This window comes from Enterobacter sp. E14S (assembly GCF_055666685.1).
Genome location: NZ_JBVODQ010000003.1, coordinates 385,576 through 403,584, shown reverse-complemented (window position 1 = coordinate 403,584; position 18,009 = coordinate 385,576). Strand labels below are relative to the sequence as shown.

Here is an 18,009-nt window from a genome sequence, read left to right as displayed (position 1 = left end):
ACTATTCAAGGAGTCACGATGTTTTCACGCTCACCTCTGCCGCAGTCGAGCCCTCCCGCGCCTTTCTATGAAAAGGTGAAGCAGGCGATCAGCGAAAAAATCGCAACCGGCGTCTGGCGCCCGCACGACCGCATTCCGTCGGAGGCCGAGCTGGTAGCCAAGTTCGGTTTTAGCCGGATGACCGTCAACCGGGCGCTGCGCGAGCTGACCGACGAAGGGCTTCTGGTGCGCCTGCAGGGCGTGGGGACGTTTGTGGCGGAACCGAAAGGACAGTCGGCCCTGTTTGAAATCCGCAGCATCGCGGACGAAATTGCCGCGCGTAATCATCATCACCGGTGCGAAGTGCTGGTGCTGGAAGAGACTCAGGCCAGCGCCGAGCAGGCCACGGAGCTTAACGTCAAGGAAGGAAGCCGCATCTTCCACTCCGTGATGGTGCATTTCGAGAACGACATTCCGGTGCAGATTGAAGATCGCTGCGTTAACGCCGAACGGATACCGGACTATCTGAACCAGGATTACACCCAGACCACGCCGCACGCCTATCTCTCGCTCGTCGCACCGCTGACGGAAGGGGAGCACATTGTGGAGGCCGTGCGCGCCACGCCGCAGGAGTGCGAAAGGCTACGCATTAAAGAGCACGATCCGTGCCTGCTGATCCGCCGTCGAACCTGGTCCTCGTCGCACATTGTGTCGCATGCCCGACTGCTTTTCCCGGGGAATCGCTACCGGCTGCAGGGCCACTTCATGTCATAAGTTTTATAAGCGTGATCGCTAACGCAATATAACAAAATTGTATCTTTTTTGTTAAATCTGACCTTGTGTGTGCTTGTCTATACAAGTATATCTAAATGCATCATCTGTCCCCTATGAGGAGCACACAATGTCGTCAGGTAAATACCGCCAGCAGGACGTCCGCGCCGCGCGCGGCACCACGCTTACCGCCAAAAGCTGGCTCACCGAAGCCCCGCTGCGCATGTTGATGAACAACCTCGACCCTGAGGTGGCGGAGAACCCCCACGAGCTGGTGGTCTACGGCGGCATAGGCCGCGCCGCGCGCAACTGGGAATGCTATGACGCAATTGTAAAATCCCTGACCGAACTCGAACACGACGAAACCCTGCTGGTGCAGTCCGGCAAGCCGGTTGGCGTGTTCAAAACGCACAAAAACGCGCCGCGCGTGCTGATCGCTAACTCTAACCTTGTGCCGCACTGGGCCACCTGGGAACACTTCAACGAACTGGACGCGAAAGGGCTGGCGATGTATGGCCAGATGACCGCGGGGAGCTGGATCTACATCGGCAGCCAGGGGATCGTGCAGGGCACCTACGAAACCTTCGTGGAAGCCGGTCGCCAGCACTATAACGGCTCGCTCAAAGGCCGCTGGGTATTGACCGCAGGTCTTGGCGGTATGGGCGGCGCGCAGCCGCTGGCCGCCACGCTTGCCGGCGCGTGCTCGCTCAACATTGAGTGCCAGCAGAGCCGCATTGATTTCCGTCTGCGCACCCGCTACGTCGATGAACAGGCAACCGATCTGGACGATGCGCTGGCGCGCATCAAAAAATACACCTCCGAAGGCAAAGCGGTGTCGATTGCCCTGTGCGGCAACGCGGCGGACATTCTCCCGCAGCTCGTCGCCCGCGGCGTGCGCCCGGACCTGGTCACCGACCAGACCAGCGCCCATGACCCGCTGCACGGTTACCTGCCAAAAGGCTGGACGTGGGAGGAATATCAGAAAAAAGCGGAAACCGACCCGGAAGGTACGGTACTCGCCGCAAAACGCGCCATGGCAGAACACGTCTCCGCCATGCTGGCCTTTAGCCAGATGGGCATTCCGACCTTTGACTACGGCAACAACATCCGCCAGATGGCGAAAGAGATGGGCGTAAATAACGCGTTCGACTTCCCGGGCTTTGTTCCTGCCTATATTCGCCCGCTGTTCTGCCGCGGCATCGGTCCGTTCCGCTGGGTTGCCCTGTCCGGTGACCCGGAGGACATCTACAAAACCGACGCTAAAGTGAAGGAAATCGTCGCCGATGACGAGCACCTGCACCGCTGGCTGGACATGGCCCGCGAGCGCATTAACTTCCAGGGCCTGCCGGCGCGTATCTGCTGGGTAGGGCTGGAGTGGCGTCAAAAACTGGGCCTGGCCTTCAACGAAATGGTGCGCAGCGGTGAAGTTTCCGCGCCGATCGTCATTGGCCGCGACCACCTGGACTCCGGCTCCGTCGCCAGCCCGAACCGCGAAACGGAAGCCATGCGCGACGGCTCGGATGCGGTCTCCGACTGGCCGCTGCTGAACGCTCTGCTCAATACCGCCAGCGGCGCGACCTGGGTATCGCTGCACCACGGCGGCGGCGTGGGGATGGGCTTCTCCCAGCATTCCGGGATGGTCATCGTCTGCGACGGAACCGATGAAGCCGCCGCGCGTATCGCTCGCGTGCTGCACAACGACCCGGCAACCGGCGTGATGCGTCACGCGGATGCGGGTTATGAGATTGCCATTGACTGTGCCAAAGAGCAGGGCCTTAACCTGCCGATGATCCCTGCCACACAAGGAAAGCATTAATGAACGCGTTAACACTCACTCCCGGCTCGCTGACGCTCAAACAGCTGCGTAACGTCTGGCGTAAACCGGTCACCCTGTCGCTGGATGCAACTGCCCACGACGCCATTAACGACAGCGTCGCCTGCGTCGAAGCCATCGTTGCCGAAGGGCGCACCGCCTACGGGATTAACACCGGCTTTGGCCTGCTGGCGCAGACCCGCATCGCGACACACGATCTGGAAAACTTACAGCGTTCGCTGGTGCTGTCACATGCGGCGGGCGTGGGTCAGCCGCTGGATGATGAGATTGTCCGTCTGATGATGGTGCTCAAAATCAACAGCCTGGCGCGCGGCTTCTCCGGCATTCGACTGAGCGTGATTCAGGCGCTGATGGCGCTGGTGAATGCGGAAGTCTATCCGTGGATCCCGGCAAAAGGCTCTGTCGGCGCATCCGGCGATCTTGCGCCGCTGGCGCACATGTCTCTGCTGCTGCTGGGGGAAGGTAAAGCTCGCTGGCAGGGCGAGTGGCTTCCTGCGAAAGAGGCGCTGAAAAAAGCCGGGCTAAACCCAATCACCCTGGCGGCGAAAGAGGGGCTGGCGCTGCTGAACGGCACGCAGGCATCGACAGCCTTCGCGCTGCGCGGCCTGTTTGAAGCGGAAGATCTGTTTGCCTCGGCGGTGGTGTGCGGTGCGCTGACCACCGAAGCCGTACTGGGCTCGCGTCGCCCGTTCGATGCCCGCATCCACGAGGTGCGCGGTCAGCGCGGGCAGATTGATGCCGCCGCGATGTACCGTCATGTGCTTACCGACACCAGCGAGATCGCGGATTCACACCACAACTGTGAAAAGGTGCAGGATCCGTATTCCCTGCGCTGCCAGCCGCAGGTGATGGGCGCGTGCCTGACGCAGCTGCGTCAGGCGGCAGAAGTGCTGCTGGTGGAGGCCAACGCGGTGTCCGACAACCCGCTGGTGTTCGCTCAGGAAAACGAGGTGGTCTCCGGAGGCAACTTCCACGCCGAGCCGGTGGCAATGGCGGCGGATAATATCGCCCTGGCGATTGCCGAAGTCGGCGCGTTGTCCGAGCGCCGCATCGCGCTGATGATGGATAAACATATGTCCCAGCTGCCGCCGTTCCTGGTGCGTAACGGCGGGGTCAACTCGGGCTTTATGATTGCCCAGGTGACCGCTGCGGCGCTGGCGAGCGAGAACAAAGCCCTGTCGCACCCGCACAGCGTGGACAGCCTGCCAACGTCAGCGAACCAGGAAGATCACGTTTCGATGGCGCCAGCTGCCGGGCGTCGTCTCTGGGAAATGGCCTCCAACACCCGCGGCGTGCTGGCGGTGGAGTGGCTGGCGGCATGTCAGGGTGTCGATCTGCGTGAAGGGCTAAAATCCAGCCCGCTGCTGGAGCAGGCGCGTCATGTGCTGCGCGAGCACGTATCGCACTACGATGACGACCGCTTCTTTGCGCCGGATATTGATAAGGCGATGCAGCTTCTGGAAGAGGGAAGCCTTGTAGGACTGCTACCTTCAGTGCTGTGATTTTTTGCCCTAACCCTCTCCCACAGGGAGAGGGAATTGCCCTGTTTTCTCCCTCTCCCTGTGGGAGAGGGCCGGGGTGAGGGCATCAGCCCGCACTATTATGAATACATTGCCGTAATCGACGCGCTGCCCAGCGAATGGAAATGCACGTTAAACCCTACCATCGCGCCGCTCGCCCCTTCATCGACCTCAATCTTCTCCACATCCAGCGCGTGCACCGTGAAGATATAGCGATGGGTTTCCCCTTTTGGCGGCGCCGCGCCGCCGTAGCCCGCTTTACCAAAGTCAGTTCGCGTCTGAATGGCGCCTTCAGGCAGGGCAACCAGGTCTGAACCGGAGCCCTGTGGCAGGACGCGCGTGTCGGCAGGCAGGTTCGCCACAATCCAGTGCCACCAGCCGGAGCCGGTCGGCGCATCCGGGTCGTAGCAGGTCACGACAAAGCTTTTTGTTCCGGCCGGAACCTCGTCCCACGCCAGGTGCGGGGAGATGTTGTCTCCCTGATACCCCATGCCGTTGAATACGTGGCGTTGCGGGAGCTTTTCGCCGTCGCGCAGATCTTTACTGATGATTTTCATACGGTTTACCCTCGTTGATCGCTCGTTCAGCAAGTGTAATGCATAGGGTTACATCGTGAAATGCGCGGGAATGTTAACGGCTGTTACAACCGCGTCGGTTAATTTACGCAGCTGCTCCGGCGTAATGCTGTACGGCGGCATCAGGTAGATAAGCTTGCCGAAGGGCCGTACCCACACGCCCTGGTTCACGAAGAAGCGCTGCAGCGCCGCCATATTCACCGGATGGGTGGTTTCAATCACGCCGATGGCGCCCAGCACGCGCACGTCTGCCACGAAATTCGCACCCGAGGCGGCGCTCAGCTCGTCTTTCAGCTGCGCCTCAATCGCCGCAACCTGCGTCTGCCACTCGCCGCTCTCCAGAATGGCAAGGCTTTCGCTTGCGACGGCGCAGGCGAGAGGATTACCCATAAACGTCGGCCCGTGCATAAAGCAGCCCGCCTCGCCGTCGCTGATGGTGTCGGCCACCTGGCGGGTCGTGAGCGTGGCGGAGAGCGTCATGGTGCCGCCGGTCAGCGCTTTACCCAGACACAGAATATCCGGCGCAATGCCCGCATGCTCGCAGGCAAATAGCTTGCCGGTGCGGCCAAAGCCGGTGGCGATCTCATCGGCAATCAGCAAAATGCCCTCGCGGTCGCACATCTTGCGAATACGTCTCAGCCATTCCGGATGGTACATCCGCATTCCGCCTGCGCCCTGCACAATCGGCTCCAGGATCACGGCGGCGATGTCATGGCGATGCGCCGCCATCAGCCGCGCGAAACCGACCATGTCCATCTCGTTCCACTCGCCGTCGAAGCGGCTCTGCGGGGCAGGGGCAAACAGGTTTTCCGGCAGATAGCCTTTCCACAGGCTGTGCATGGAGTTGTCCGGATCGCACACCGACATCGCCCCGAAGGTATCCCCGTGATAGCCGTTGCGAAAGGTGAGGAACCGCTGGCGCGTTTCGCCCTTCGCATGCCAGTACTGCAGCGCCATTTTCATCGCCACTTCCACCGCCACGGAGCCGGAATCGGCCAGGAACACGCACTCCAGCGATTCAGGCGTCATCGCCACCAGGCGACGGCATAAATCCACGGCGGGCTGATGGGTGATCCCGCCAAACATCACGTGCGACATCTGGTCAATCTGGGCCTTCATCGCCGCATTCAGGCGCGGGTGGTTGTAGCCGTGAATGGCCGCCCACCACGAAGACATCCCGTCAACGAGCCGTTCGCCGCTGGCGAGGTGCAGCTCGCAGCCGTGGGCCGAGGCCACCGGATAAACGGGAAGAGGGCGGGTAGTGGAGGTGTAAGGGTGCCAGATATGCTGCTTGTCGAAGGCGAGATCGTCCTGGGTCATAATCGACTTGTAAACCATTTTGAAAAGTTTTAGGTTTACGAGTATAAACCGAACCGAAAATTAACAAAACCCTTTGGAGAAGCCCGATGGCTCACCACGCACGCTGGACGATGTCGCAAGTCACTGAATTATTCAACAAACCTTTTCTTGAGCTGATGTTCGAAGCCCAACAGGTGCATCGTCAGCACTTCGATCCGCGCCATGTTCAGGTCAGCACGCTGCTGTCGATCAAAACCGGTGCCTGTCCTGAAGACTGCAAATATTGCCCGCAGAGCGCGCGCTACAAAACCGGCCTTGAGTCCGAACGGCTGATGGAAGTGGAGCAGGTGCTCGACTCCGCTCGCAAGGCGAAAAACGCCGGTTCAACCCGCTTCTGCATGGGCGCAGCGTGGAAGAACCCGCACGACCGCGACATGCCGTATCTGGAGCAGATGGTGAAGGGCGTGAAGGAGATGGGCCTCGAAGCCTGTATGACGCTCGGCACGCTGAACGAGGAGCAGGCGCAGCGCCTCTCTGCGGCGGGGCTGGACTACTACAACCATAACCTCGACACCTCGCCGGAATTTTACGGCAACATCATCACCACGCGGACCTATCAGGAGCGTCTGGACACGCTGGATAAAGTGCGTGACGCGGGGATCAAGGTCTGCTCGGGCGGTATTGTCGGCTTAGGTGAGACGGTCAAAGACCGCGCGGGCCTGCTGCTGCAGCTGGCGAACCTGCCGACCCCGCCGGAAAGCGTGCCGATCAACATGCTGGTGAAGGTTAAGGGAACGCCGCTGGCGGATAACGACGACGTGGATGCGTTTGATTTTATTCGCACCATCGCGGTGGCGCGCATCATGATGCCGACCTCTTACGTCCGCCTCTCTGCGGGCCGCGAGCAGATGAACGAGCAAACCCAGGCGATGTGCTTTATGGCCGGGGCCAACTCCATCTTCTACGGCTGCAAGCTGCTGACCACGCCGAACCCGGAAGAGGACAAAGACGTTCAGCTGTTCCGCAAGCTGGGGCTTAACCCGCATCAGACCGAAGTGCTGACGGGCGATAACGAGCAACAGCAGCAGCTGGAGCAGCAGATTTTCAACGCCGACACCGACCAGTTCTACAACGCGGCAGCCGTATGACCTGGCAGGCACGCATCAATACCGCGCTGGACGAACGCCGGGCGGCAGAGGCGTTTCGCGTTCGCAGGGTGGTGGAAAACGGCGCGGGCCGTTTTCTTACCCGCGAGGGGCGGCAGTTTTGTAATTTCTCCAGCAACGACTATCTCGGACTGAGCCAGCATCCGGCCATCATCCGCGCCTGGCAGCAGGGTGCGGAGCGGTTTGGCGTGGGCAGCGGCGGCTCGGGACACGTCAGCGGCTACACCACGGCGCACCAGGCGCTGGAAGAGGCGCTTGCCGACTGGCTCGGCTACCCGCGCGCGCTGCTGTTCATCTCCGGCTTTGCCGCCAACCAGGCGGTCATTACCGCCCTGATGGAAAAAGAGGACCGCATAGTCGCCGACCGCCTGAGTCACGCCTCGCTGCTGGAGGCGGCAAATTTAAGCCCGGCGCAGCTGCGCCGCTTTGCCCATAACGATGCGGAGCAGCTCGCTGCGCTGCTGGATAAACCCTGCGACGGACAGCAGCTGGCGGTCACGGAAGGGGTGTTCAGCATGGACGGCGACAGCGCGCCGCTTGCCGCGCTGCATGAGGCTGCAAAGCGGCAAAATGCCTGGCTGCTGGTCGACGATGCCCACGGCATTGGCGTAATGGGCGACGAAGGTCGCGGCAGCGCATACCAGCAAAACGTGAAGCCCGAGCTGCTGATCGTCACCTTCGGCAAAGGCTTTGGCGTCAGCGGCGCCGCCGTGCTGTGCAGCGAGTCCGTCGCCGACTATCTGCTGCAGTTTGCCCGACACCTGATCTACAGCACCAGCATGCCCCCGGCGCAGGCCGTGGCGCTGTCTGCGTCGCTGGCGGTGATCCGCAGCGCTGAAGGCGATGAACGTCGTCAGCGGCTGGCAGAGCATATCTCCCGCTTCCGCAAGGGGTTAGCGGCGCTGCCCTTCCACAGCCCCGATTCGCAAAGCGCTATCCAGCCGGTGATTGTCGGCGAGAACGGCCGCGCGCTGGCGCTGGCACAGGCGCTGCGCGAGCGCGGCATGTGGGTGACCGCCATCCGCCCGCCAACGGTCCCGCCGGGTACCGCGCGGCTGCGTTTAACCCTGACGGCGGCGCATGACGCTCGGGATATCCAGACGCTGCTGGAGGCGCTCCATGACGCCGGTGAATAAGCAGGCCGTTGCGGCGGCATTTGGCCGGGCCGCGCAGAGCTATTCGCAGCACGATGAGCTGCAGCGTCAGAGCGCGCAGGGGCTTCTGGCCGCGCTTGGCGAGAATCGTTTTCCGCAGGTGCTGGACGCGGGCTGTGGTCCCGGCAGCAACAGCCGCTACTGGCGCGGGACGGGAAGCCAGGTCACGGCTATCGACCTCTCGGAACAGATGCTCGACGAGGCGCGTCAGCGACAGGCCGCGGACCATTATTTGCTGGCGGATATCGAGGCGATCCCGCTGGCGGATGCGCAGTTCGATCTGGTCTGGAGTCATCTGGCGGTCCAGTGGTGCAGCAGCCTGCCGCAGGCCTTGCGCGAGCTTTATCGCGTGGCGCGACCGGGCGGGAAAGTGGCCTTTACCACCCTGCTGGAAAGTTCGCTGCCGGAGCTGAATCAGGCGTGGAAAGCGGTGGATGAGCAGCCGCACGCTAACCGCTTTTTATCGCATGACCAGGTGACGCAGGCGCTGGCAGGCTGGCGCTACCGCAGCACGGTGCAGACCATCACCCTCAATTTTGGCGATGCGTTCAGCGCTATGCGTTCGCTGAAGGGCATCGGCGCCACGCACCTGCACGCCGGACGGGAGAAAAAACCGCTGACCCGGGGCCAGCTGCAGCGTCTGGAGCTGGCCTGGCCGCAGCAGCGGGGACATTTCCCGCTCTCTTATCAACTTTTTCATGGGATTATCGAACGTGAGTGAACGTTATTTTGTTACCGGCACGGACACGGAAGTGGGCAAAACGGTGGCCAGCTCGGCGCTGCTGCAGGCGGCGCGAAAGCTTGGGAAAAACACCGCCGGATATAAGCCGGTTGCTTCCGGCAGTGAGATGACGGCGGAAGGGTTACGCAACACCGACGCGCTGGCGCTCCAGCGTAACAGCACGCGTGAGCTTGCCTATTCAGCGGTGAATCCGTACACCTTTGCCGAGCCGACCTCGCCGCACATCATCAGCGCTGACGAAGGTCGTCCGATTGATTTCACCGTGCTGTCAGCCGGGTTACGGACGCTGGAAAGCCAGGCCGACTGGGTGCTGGTGGAAGGTGCAGGCGGCTGGTTTACGCCGCTTTCAGAGACGCAGACGTTTGCTGACTGGGTGCAGGCCGAGCAGCTTCCGGTCATTCTGGTCGTCGGCGTCAGGCTGGGCTGCATCAATCACGCCATGTTGACCGCGCAGGCCGTCCAGCAGGCCGGGCTGCGTCTGGCGGGCTGGATAGCCAACGACGTGGTTGCGCCGGGGAAACGACACCAGGAGTATCTGGCGACGCTCAGGCGCGTACTTCCCGCCCCGTGCCTCGGGGAAATCCCCTGGCTTGCTGACGGCGCGGAAAATGCCGACACCGGGCGTTATCTCGATCTCAGCGTCTTGCTTCCCGCGACATCCAGTGCGCGATAAGCTCGTCATCCAGTTCGTTAACGTGGCCCTGCGCCACGTTACGCCCGCGATAGAGCATACAGAAACGGTCCGCCACCCGGCGGATGAACGACAGCTGCTGTTCCGCTAGCAGCACCGTCATACCTAACTCCCGGTTTAAGCGCACCAGCAGCTGCCCCAGCTTCTGGGCGAAGCTGTGTCCTGCGCCGTGCAGGGGCTCATCGAGGATCAGCAGGTTCGGGCGGTTCACCAGCGCATTAGCCAGCGCCAGCTGATACTGATCGTCCGGAGAGAGCGTATTGGCGCGGGCCTGCCGCAATGCGTAGAGCGCCGGAAACAGGTCGTAAACGTCAATTTTGGCCTCCGGGTTGGGTTTCCCCATCGCCCGCATGGCGATATGCAGATTCTCCTCAATCGTTAGCTGGGAGAAGATCCGCCTGTCCTGCGGGACATAGCCTATTCCCGGTCCTGAGCGCTGTTCTGGCGGCAGGTTAAGCAAGTCGCGCGGCGGCGCGCCCGCCTCGTGCCAGATGATGCTGCCGCTTTCAACGGGCACTCTCCCGGCGATGCAATTCATGAGGGTGGTTTTCCCCATCCCCGGCAGGCCAACGACGCCTGTACACATCCCTTGCGGAAAATCCAAATTCACGTTCCATAGCGTATGTTGGCTTCCGTAAACTGATTCACAGCACGCAGACTCAACATCTTTTTCTCCTTAAAAATGTGTGTAGGTGAGGCTCGTGTTTGAATCTGCAAAACCCCTGCCAGAAACAGAAATGTGTTCAAAAAAACGGCTTTTTTAGGAATAAATCACCGGAAAGCAGTTTATAAAAAACCGGATTGCACAGCGACGGTGCTGGAGGTGGTGAATTGTGGTGCAGAACCCAAAATGATGAAAATGTGAGCAAGATCCCATCGGTTGGTTATGAATGACGCAACTGTTAATCATCAAAAAATAGCTATAAAAATTTTTTACTGCCGTCTCGTGGGAAAAACCGGGAATTTGCCGAGCGCCAGTCTGTATGGGCTGGAAGCAGTTATCCACTATTCCTGTGGATAACCATGTGCATTAGAGTTAGAAAACATGCGATAAGCGAGAGAAGACGCGGCTTACGCCCAAATTGGCGCGAAACGCGGCTTTAGAAAATATCGTTTATTATTTAATTGCTTAGATAAAAGCAATTCCCGTCATGAAAGTGTCACCGGTTGCCACAAAACTATCATTACCTGGCTTGACAAATGTTAAAAAAGAAAAAGTTCTGGGGATAACCTGACCTGACTGGTGTTTTATATTGTCACAGTCCAAATTTTGGCCGCTATCGCGCTAATCATTCAGGCGCTATGCTAAATATCCTGACATGCTACTGGTTTTTCATCCAGTGTTTTTTACTGGCATTCCTGGCAACAACGAGTAAAATTACTCACCTGCCGCTTATAACGTCATCAGGTCGTCGCCCATGAGTAAACCGTTCAAATTGAATTCTGCTTTCCGTCCATCTGGCGATCAGCCTGAGGCGATCCGTCGTCTGGAAGAGGGGCTGGAAGACGGGCTGGCGCACCAGACGCTGCTGGGGGTAACCGGCTCGGGTAAAACGTTCACCATCGCCAACGTGATTGCGGATCTCCAGCGTCCTACGATGGTGCTGGCACCCAACAAAACCCTGGCCGCACAGCTTTACGGCGAGATGAAAGAGTTCTTCCCGGAAAACGCGGTGGAGTATTTCGTCTCCTACTACGATTACTACCAGCCAGAAGCCTACGTGCCGAGCTCTGACACCTTCATCGAGAAGGATGCCTCGGTTAACGAACACATCGAGCAGATGCGTCTGTCGGCCACGAAGGCGCTTCTGGAGCGTCGCGATGTGGTCGTCGTCGCGTCGGTTTCCGCGATCTACGGTCTGGGCGATCCAGATCTCTATCTCAAGATGATGCTGCACCTGACGCAGGGGATGATTATCGACCAGCGCGCCATCGTCCGCCGTCTGGCGGAGCTGCAGTATGCCCGTAACGATCAGGCGTTCCAGCGCGGGACGTTCCGGGTGCGTGGTGAGGTGATCGACATCTTCCCGGCGGAATCGGACGATATGGCGCTGCGCGTCGAGCTGTTTGACGAAGAGGTTGAACGCCTGTCGCTCTTCGACCCGCTGACCGGACACGTTGAGTCGGTGATCCAGCGCTTCACCATCTACCCGAAAACGCACTACGTGACGCCGCGCGAGCGTATCGTGCAGGCGATGGAAGAGATCAAAGTGGAGCTGGCCGAGCGCCGTAAGGTGCTGCTGGCGAACAATAAGCTGCTGGAAGAGCAGCGCCTCAGCCAGCGCACCCAGTTCGACCTTGAGATGATGAACGAGCTTGGCTACTGCTCCGGCATTGAAAACTACTCGCGCTTCCTCTCCGGGCGCGGGCCGGGCGAGCCGCCGCCGACGCTGTTTGATTACCTGCCGGCAGACGGTTTGCTGGTAATCGACGAATCCCACGTCACGATCCCGCAGATCGGCGGGATGTACCGTGGTGACAGGGCCCGTAAAGAGACGCTGGTAGAGTACGGGTTCCGCCTGCCGTCAGCGCTGGATAACCGTCCGATGAAGTTTGAAGAATTTGAGGCATTAGCGCCGCAAACCATTTACGTCTCGGCCACGCCGGGCAACTACGAGCTGGAGAAATCCGGTGAAGACGTTGTCGATCAGGTTGTGCGTCCGACAGGCCTGCTCGACCCGATTATTGAAGTTCGTCCCGTGGCCACGCAGGTGGACGACCTGCTCTCGGAAATCCGCGCCCGTTCCGCCATCAACGAGCGCGTGCTGGTCACTACGCTCACCAAGCGTATGGCGGAAGACCTCACCGAGTATCTCGAAGAGCACGGCGAGAAGGTGCGCTATCTGCACTCGGATATCGACACCGTGGAGCGCATGGAGATTATCCGCGACCTGCGTCTGGGCGAGTTTGACGTGCTGGTGGGGATCAACCTGCTGCGAGAAGGTCTGGACATGCCGGAAGTGTCGCTGGTGGCGATTTTGGATGCGGACAAAGAGGGCTTCCTGCGTTCTGAACGCTCCCTGATCCAGACCATCGGTCGTGCGGCGCGTAACGTCAACGGTAAAGCGATTCTGTACGGTGACAAAATCACCCCGTCGATGGCGAAAGCGATTGGCGAAACGGAGCGCCGTCGCGAGAAACAGCAGCGCTACAACGAAGAGCACGGCATTACCCCGCAGGGGCTGAACAAGAAGGTGGTGGATATTCTGGCGCTGGGTCAGAACATTGCCAAAACCAAAGCGAAGGGTCGCGGCAAGGCGCGTTCAGTGGTGGAAGAAGATACCGTCGTGCTGACGCCGAAAGCGCTGCAGCAGAAAATCCACGAGCTGGAAGGGCAGATGATGCAGCACGCGCAGAACCTGGAGTTCGAAGAGGCGGCGCAGATCCGCGACCAGCTTCATCAGCTGCGGGATCTTTTCATCGCGGCATCGTGAGTAAAGCAATGTTTTCTCCCTCTCCCCGTGGGAGAGGGCCAGGGTGAGGGCAACAGGCCGCACAAAACGAACCTAACCCAGTGCCTGAATCGCCTTCTCCAGCGCCTCGCGCAGCAGGTGACGGTCATGGCGATATTTAATGTCACTCGCTTCCAGCGGTTCCTGCACCACCAGACGATTGCCAATCCCTGACACATCCACTTTTGGGCCCACGACTACGCCGTCAATGATTTTCTTGCCGACGTAATGCTCCATTAATTCAAGTTTGTCCGCCAGCGACAGGCTCGCCGCCGCCGGGCTCAGCTCACGTCCCAGGTTACCGATGTAAACCATCGGGGCAGGGGTGCGGCGCAGCGCCTGCGCCAGCTCTTTAACGAGTAGAATTGGCATCAGGCTGGTATAAAAACTGCCCGGGCCGATCAGGATAAGATCCGCTTCTCCGATGGCCTCCACCGCTTCTCGCGTGGCGGGCACGCTCGGATAGGTCATCAACTCCGCTGGCGGCAGGATGAGCTGGTCGATATTCACTTCGCCGTACACTTCATGCCCTTCGGCGTCGATGGCCATCAAGTCAACCGGTTGTTCAGACATGGGGATCAGGAATGCGTCCACTTTGAGCAGATTACGGATCAAGTTGATGGCTTCCAGAGGCCGTACACTCAGGTGATCGAGCGCCTTTAACATTAGATTTCCGAGGTTATGCCCGGAAAGTTCGCCATTACCGCCAAAACGGTACTCAAACATCGCCGACGCAACGCTTGGCTCGGTAATTAATTGGTTCAGACAGTTGCGCATGTCTCCCCAGGCAATGCCGCCTTCGGCACGACGAATGCGTCCGGTTGAGCCGCCGTTGTCGGTGGTAGTTACTATCCCTGTCAGCCTTGAGCCGAGTGACGATAAAGAGGACATAACCCGGCCTAAGCCGTGTCCTCCGCCAAGAGCGACCACTCGGTCAAGATCCGCAAAAGTGCGATTGCGCATACGTATTCCTTATCACGTTCGATCGCGTAACAGTAACCTAACTACCCCTAAAAGACGATGCCTCACCCGATGCAAAATGACGTATATCAATGTGAAAATGCGGTTTTTAGGTATTCTGTAGCGAAAATGCAGGATTGATTCGCTATATAGATAATTATATAGCGTGAAGCGATAATGGCGTCGTCAGAATTTCCGCGCTACTATCGCCCTAACCACGTTTTCAAAATTGAAAACATACACTCTAGCCCTTGTGCCTGTGTCGAAAGATATGGCGCTCTGGCCGTGGCGAATTTGCCACCAGGGTACAGAAAGAAATGACTGTGCCTCCCGATCTGGAAAGGTGTACATGGCTTCACAACTTACTGATGCTTTCGCGCGTAAGTTTTATTACTTACGTCTGTCGATTACCGATGTGTGCAACTTCCGTTGCACCTACTGCCTGCCCGATGGCTACAAACCGGGCAGCGTTACCAATAACGGCTTTCTCTCCGTGGATGAAGTGCGCCGCGTCACGCGCGCCTTCTCTGAGCTCGGCACCGAAAAAGTGCGTCTGACCGGCGGCGAACCCTCTCTGCGTCGCGATTTCCCCGACATCATTGCCGCCGTGCGTGAAAACGAACGTATCCGCCAGATTGCGGTGACCACCAACGGTTACCGCATGGCGCGTGACGTAGCGAACTGGCGCGATGCGGGGCTGACGGCGATCAACGTCAGCGTCGATAGCCTTGACGCCCGTCAGTTCCACGCCATTACCGGCCAGGATAAATTTCAGCAGGTCATGGACGGCATCGACGCCGCGTTCACGGCGGGCTTCGAAAAAGTCAAAGTCAACACGGTGCTGATGCGTGATGTGAACCACCATCAGCTGGACACCTTCCTGGCGTGGATTAAATCACGCCCCATTCAGCTGCGCTTTATCGAGCTGATGGAAACCGGCGAGGGCAGCGAGCTGTTCCGTCGCCATCACATCTCCGGCATGGTGCTGCGCGACGAGCTGCTGAAACGCGGCTGGCTCCATCAAATCCGCCAGCGCAGCGACGGCCCGGCGCAGGTCTTCTGTCACCCGGATTATAAAGGTGAGATTGGGCTGATCATGCCCTATGAGAAAGACTTCTGCGCCAGCTGCAACCGCCTGCGCGTCTCCTCCGTTGGCAAGCTCCATCTTTGCCTGTTCGGCGACGGCGGCGTGGATCTTCGCGATCTGCTGGAAGACGATGCGCAGCAGGCCGCGCTTGAAGCACGCATTTCTGACGCGCTGACGCATAAAAAACAGACCCACTTCCTGCATCAGGGCAATACCGGCATTACTCAGAACCTGTCCTACATCGGCGGGTAATCAGGCTTAAGAAGGAATCAGAAGATGAGTCAGGTAAGCGCAGAATTTATCCCGACACGCATTGCTATCCTTACCGTTTCCGACCGCCGTGGCGAGGAGGATGATACCTCCGGCCACTGGCTGCGCGAGGCAGCCCATGACGCGGGGCATCACATCGTCGATAAAGCGATCGTGAAGGAGAACCGCTACGCCATTCGCGCTCAGGTTTCGCAGTGGATTGCCAGCGATGAGGTGCAGGTGGTGCTGATCGCCGGCGGCACCGGTTTTACCGCAGGCGATCAGGCCCCTGAAGCGCTGATCCCGCTGTTCGACCGCGAGGTGGAAGGCTTCGGCGAAGTGTTCCGCATGCTCTCCTTTGAAGAGATTGGTACCTCCACGCTCCAGTCGCGCGCCGTTGCCGGGGTGGCTAACAAAACCCTGATTTTCGCTATGCCGGGCTCGACCAAAGCCTGCCGCACCGCGTGGGAAAACATCATCGCCCCGCAGCTGGACGCCCGTACCCGTCCGTGTAATTTCCATCCCCATTTAAAGAAATAAGCTATGTCACAACTGACCCACATTAACGCCGCCGGCGAAGCGCATATGGTGGACGTCTCCGCCAAAGCGGAAACGGTGCGCGAGGCGCGCGCGGAAGCGTTCGTCACCATGCTGCCGGAGACGCTGGCGATGATTATCGACGGCAGCCACCACAAGGGCGACGTCTTTGCCACGGCCCGCATCGCCGGTATTCAGGCCGCCAAGCGCACCTGGGACTTAATTCCGCTGTGCCATCCGCTGATGCTGAGCAAGGTGGAAGTGAACCTGCAGGCGCAGCCGGAGCATAATCGCGTGCGCATTGAGTCACTTTGCCGCTTAACCGGCAAAACCGGCGTGGAGATGGAGGCGCTGACGGCGGCCTCCGTTGCCGCGCTGACCATCTACGACATGTGCAAAGCGGTGCAGAAAGATATGGTGATTGGCCCGGTTCGCCTGCTGGCGAAAAGCGGCGGCAAATCCGGTGATTTTAAGGTGGCCAGCCATGATTAAGGTGCTCTTTTTTGCCCAGGTGCGCGAGCTGGTGAATACCGACAGCCTGACGCTGGACGCGTCCTTCGAAAACGTCGCTACCCTGCGCGCGCATCTGGCGGCACAAAGCGACCGCTGGGCGCTGGCGCTGGACGAAGGCAAGCTGCTGGCCGCCGTTAACCAGACGCTGGTGGAGTTCACCCATCCGCTGAAGGAAGGCGATGAAGTGGCCTTCTTCCCGCCGGTAACGGGGGGCTAAGATGTCTGAAACCCGAATTCTGGTGAGTCCCGAGCGTTTTAACGTAGGGACAGAATACAGCTGGCTGGCGGAACGCGATGAGGACGGCGCGGTCGTCACCTTCACCGGCAAGGTGCGCAACCACAACCTCGGTGACAGCGTGAAGGCACTGACGCTGGAGCACTATCCGGGGATGACCGAGAAATCGCTGGCGGAGATTGTCGACGAGGCGCGAGGCCGCTGGCCGCTTGGCCGCGTCACGGTTATTCACCGCATCGGCGAGATGTGGCCTGGCGAGGAGATTGTCTTCGTCGGGGTGACCAGCGCGCACCGCAGCAGCGCGTTTGCGGCAGGGGAGTTCATTATGGATTACCTCAAAACCAGAGCGCCGTTCTGGAAGCGCGAAGCCACGCCGGAAGGTGACCGCTGGGTAGAATCGCGCGACAGCGATAAACAAGCCGCCAGCCGTTGGTAGTCGGTTTACGTGGATGTGTTAATCTTAACGTGTGTGTCTACTTAAACTTAATCAGGAGTGAATCATGGACCGATTTCCGCGTTCCGATTCAATAGTACAGCAGACCCGTAGCGGCCTGCAGACGTATATGGCTCAGGTGTACGGCTGGATGACGGTTGGCCTGCTGCTTACCGCGTTTATCGCGTGGTATGCGGCGAACACGCCTGAACTGATGATGTTTATCTTCTCCAGCAAAATCACCTTCTTTGGGCTGATTATCGCGCAGCTGGCGCTGGTGTTTGTGCTTTCTGGTCTGGTGCAAAAGCTGAGTGCCGGAATGGCGACTACGCTGTTTATGCTCTACTCGGCGCTAACCGGGCTGACGCTTTCCAGCATTTTCATCGTTTACACCTACTCCTCCATCGCCAGCACGTTTGTGGTCACCGGCGGGATGTTCGGTGCGATGAGCCTCTACGGTTACACCACGAAGCGCGATCTGAGCGGCTTCGGCAGCATGCTGTTTATGGGGCTGATTGGGATTGTGCTGGCGTCACTGGTGAACCTGTGGCTGAAGAGCGACGCGCTGATGTGGGCCGTGACCTACATCGGGGTGGTTATCTTCGTTGGATTGACGGCGTATGACACCCAGAAGCTGAAAAACATCGGCGAGCAGATTGACGTACGCGACAGTTCAAACCTGCGCAAATACGCGATCCTGGGCGCGCTGACGCTGTATCTGGACTTCATCAACCTGTTCCTGATGCTGCTGCGGATTTTCGGCAACCGTCGTTAAGGTTGTTTTGCCGGGGTGCGGTCTGGTGCCCTCACCC

At 59.4% G+C, this 18,009-nt stretch carries 17 protein-coding genes, 1 pseudogene and 1 riboswitch; of the genes and pseudogenes, 14 read left to right on the top strand and 4 right to left on the bottom strand.

The features are described from left to right. Positions 1-18: 18 nt before the first annotated feature. The 3 genes from ACZ6J2_RS10055 (at position 19) to hutH (ending at position 4,086) form a co-directional block, all read left to right on the top strand. Positions 19-753 (top strand): histidine utilization repressor, encoded by a 735-nt coding sequence (locus ACZ6J2_RS10055; protein ID WP_471725639.1) that lies wholly within the window; start codon positions 19-21, stop codon positions 751-753. Positions 754-880: 127 nt separating this feature from the next. Further along, entirely contained in the window at positions 881-2,566 is a 1,686-nt protein-coding gene (hutU, locus tag ACZ6J2_RS10050) for a urocanate hydratase (protein WP_471725638.1), read from the top strand. Further along, positions 2,566-4,086: a histidine ammonia-lyase gene (gene hutH / locus ACZ6J2_RS10045; RefSeq protein ID WP_471725637.1), complete on the top strand. Its 1,521-nt coding sequence runs from the start codon at positions 2,566-2,568 to the stop codon at positions 4,084-4,086. Before hutU ends, hutH begins: the two co-directional genes overlap by 1 nt. Positions 4,087-4,184: 98 nt before the next feature. Here the strand turns inward: hutH and ACZ6J2_RS10040 are convergent, their stop codons facing one another. Together ACZ6J2_RS10040 and bioA are read right to left on the bottom strand one after the other, a co-directional pair. Beyond that, positions 4,185-4,661 carry a kinase inhibitor gene (locus tag ACZ6J2_RS10040; protein WP_471725636.1) on the bottom strand — a complete coding sequence of 159 codons (477 nt, stop codon included), beginning with the start codon at positions 4,659-4,661 and terminating at the stop codon, positions 4,185-4,187. A 48-nt stretch (positions 4,662-4,709) separates the two neighbouring features. Beyond that, positions 4,710-5,999, bottom strand: a complete 1,290-nt coding sequence (gene bioA, locus ACZ6J2_RS10035) for an adenosylmethionine--8-amino-7-oxononanoate transaminase (protein ID WP_471725635.1) — start codon at positions 5,997-5,999, stop codon at positions 4,710-4,712. Between the two features lie 86 nt (positions 6,000-6,085). Here bioA and bioB point away from each other — a divergent pair, with 86 nt between their 5' ends. The 4 genes from bioB to bioD are packed head-to-tail and all read left to right on the top strand — an operon-like array spanning position 6,086 to position 9,713. Next, positions 6,086-7,126 carry a biotin synthase BioB gene (gene bioB / locus ACZ6J2_RS10030; RefSeq protein WP_237991897.1) on the top strand — a complete coding sequence of 347 codons (1,041 nt, stop codon included), beginning with the start codon at positions 6,086-6,088 and terminating at the stop codon, positions 7,124-7,126. Further along, on the top strand, positions 7,123-8,280 hold the full coding sequence (bioF, locus tag ACZ6J2_RS10025; RefSeq protein WP_471725634.1) for an 8-amino-7-oxononanoate synthase: 1,158 nt from the start codon (positions 7,123-7,125) through the stop codon (positions 8,278-8,280). Before bioB ends, bioF begins: the two co-directional genes overlap by 4 nt. Then, on the top strand, positions 8,264-9,019 hold the full coding sequence (gene bioC / locus ACZ6J2_RS10020) for a malonyl-ACP O-methyltransferase BioC (protein ID WP_471725633.1): 756 nt from the start codon (positions 8,264-8,266) through the stop codon (positions 9,017-9,019). The genes bioF and bioC overlap by 17 nt, the downstream gene beginning before the upstream one ends. Further along, positions 9,012-9,713 carry a dethiobiotin synthase gene (bioD, locus tag ACZ6J2_RS10015; RefSeq protein ID WP_471725632.1) on the top strand — a complete coding sequence of 234 codons (702 nt, stop codon included), beginning with the start codon at positions 9,012-9,014 and terminating at the stop codon, positions 9,711-9,713. Before bioC ends, bioD begins: the two co-directional genes overlap by 8 nt. On the opposite strand, the pseudogene ACZ6J2_RS10010 reads toward bioD, so the two are convergent. Then, positions 9,676-10,397, bottom strand: a pseudogene (locus tag ACZ6J2_RS10010) (ABC transporter ATP-binding protein). The gene bioD and the pseudogene ACZ6J2_RS10010 sit on opposite strands and share 38 nt — an antisense overlap. 752 nt (positions 10,398-11,149) lie before the next feature. Between ACZ6J2_RS10010 and uvrB the strand changes: the two are divergent. Continuing rightward, the gene (gene uvrB, locus ACZ6J2_RS10005) at positions 11,150-13,165 is read left to right on the top strand and encodes an excinuclease ABC subunit UvrB (RefSeq protein WP_029742168.1); all 2,016 of its coding nucleotides are present in this window, start codon (positions 11,150-11,152) and stop codon (positions 13,163-13,165) included. A 72-nt stretch (positions 13,166-13,237) separates the two neighbouring features. Here uvrB and yvcK read toward each other — a convergent pair whose 3' ends face one another. Then, positions 13,238-14,146, bottom strand: coding sequence for a uridine diphosphate-N-acetylglucosamine-binding protein YvcK (yvcK, locus tag ACZ6J2_RS10000; RefSeq protein ID WP_182071406.1), 909 nt, complete (start codon positions 14,144-14,146; stop codon positions 13,238-13,240). A 225-nt stretch (positions 14,147-14,371) separates the two neighbouring features. After that, positions 14,372-14,505, top strand: a riboswitch (molybdenum cofactor riboswitch). Between yvcK and moaA the strand changes: the two genes are divergently transcribed. From moaA to ACZ6J2_RS09970, 6 genes are all read left to right on the top strand, one after another. Next, positions 14,493-15,482, top strand: a complete 990-nt coding sequence (gene moaA, locus ACZ6J2_RS09995; protein ID WP_471725631.1) for a GTP 3',8-cyclase MoaA — start codon at positions 14,493-14,495, stop codon at positions 15,480-15,482. (Overlaps the previous riboswitch by 13 nt.) Positions 15,483-15,506: 24 nt before the next feature. Next, entirely contained in the window at positions 15,507-16,019 is a 513-nt protein-coding gene (gene moaB, locus ACZ6J2_RS09990; protein ID WP_094934360.1) for a molybdenum cofactor biosynthesis protein B, read from the top strand. A 3-nt stretch (positions 16,020-16,022) separates the two neighbouring features. Further along, complete coding sequence (gene moaC / locus ACZ6J2_RS09985) at positions 16,023-16,508, top strand: cyclic pyranopterin monophosphate synthase MoaC (RefSeq protein ID WP_471725630.1); 486 nt, start codon at positions 16,023-16,025, stop codon at positions 16,506-16,508. Beyond that, positions 16,501-16,746 (top strand): molybdopterin synthase sulfur carrier subunit, encoded by a 246-nt coding sequence (moaD, locus tag ACZ6J2_RS09980; protein ID WP_219940719.1) that lies wholly within the window; start codon positions 16,501-16,503, stop codon positions 16,744-16,746. Before moaC ends, moaD begins: the two co-directional genes overlap by 8 nt. A 1-nt stretch (position 16,747) precedes the next feature. Continuing rightward, positions 16,748-17,200 (top strand): molybdopterin synthase catalytic subunit MoaE, encoded by a 453-nt coding sequence (moaE, locus tag ACZ6J2_RS09975; RefSeq protein ID WP_471725628.1) that lies wholly within the window; start codon positions 16,748-16,750, stop codon positions 17,198-17,200. Positions 17,201-17,264: 64 nt separating this feature from the next. After that, positions 17,265-17,972 carry a Bax inhibitor-1/YccA family protein gene (locus ACZ6J2_RS09970; protein ID WP_033144982.1) on the top strand — a complete coding sequence of 236 codons (708 nt, stop codon included), beginning with the start codon at positions 17,265-17,267 and terminating at the stop codon, positions 17,970-17,972. Positions 17,973-18,009: the final 37 nt, after the last annotated feature.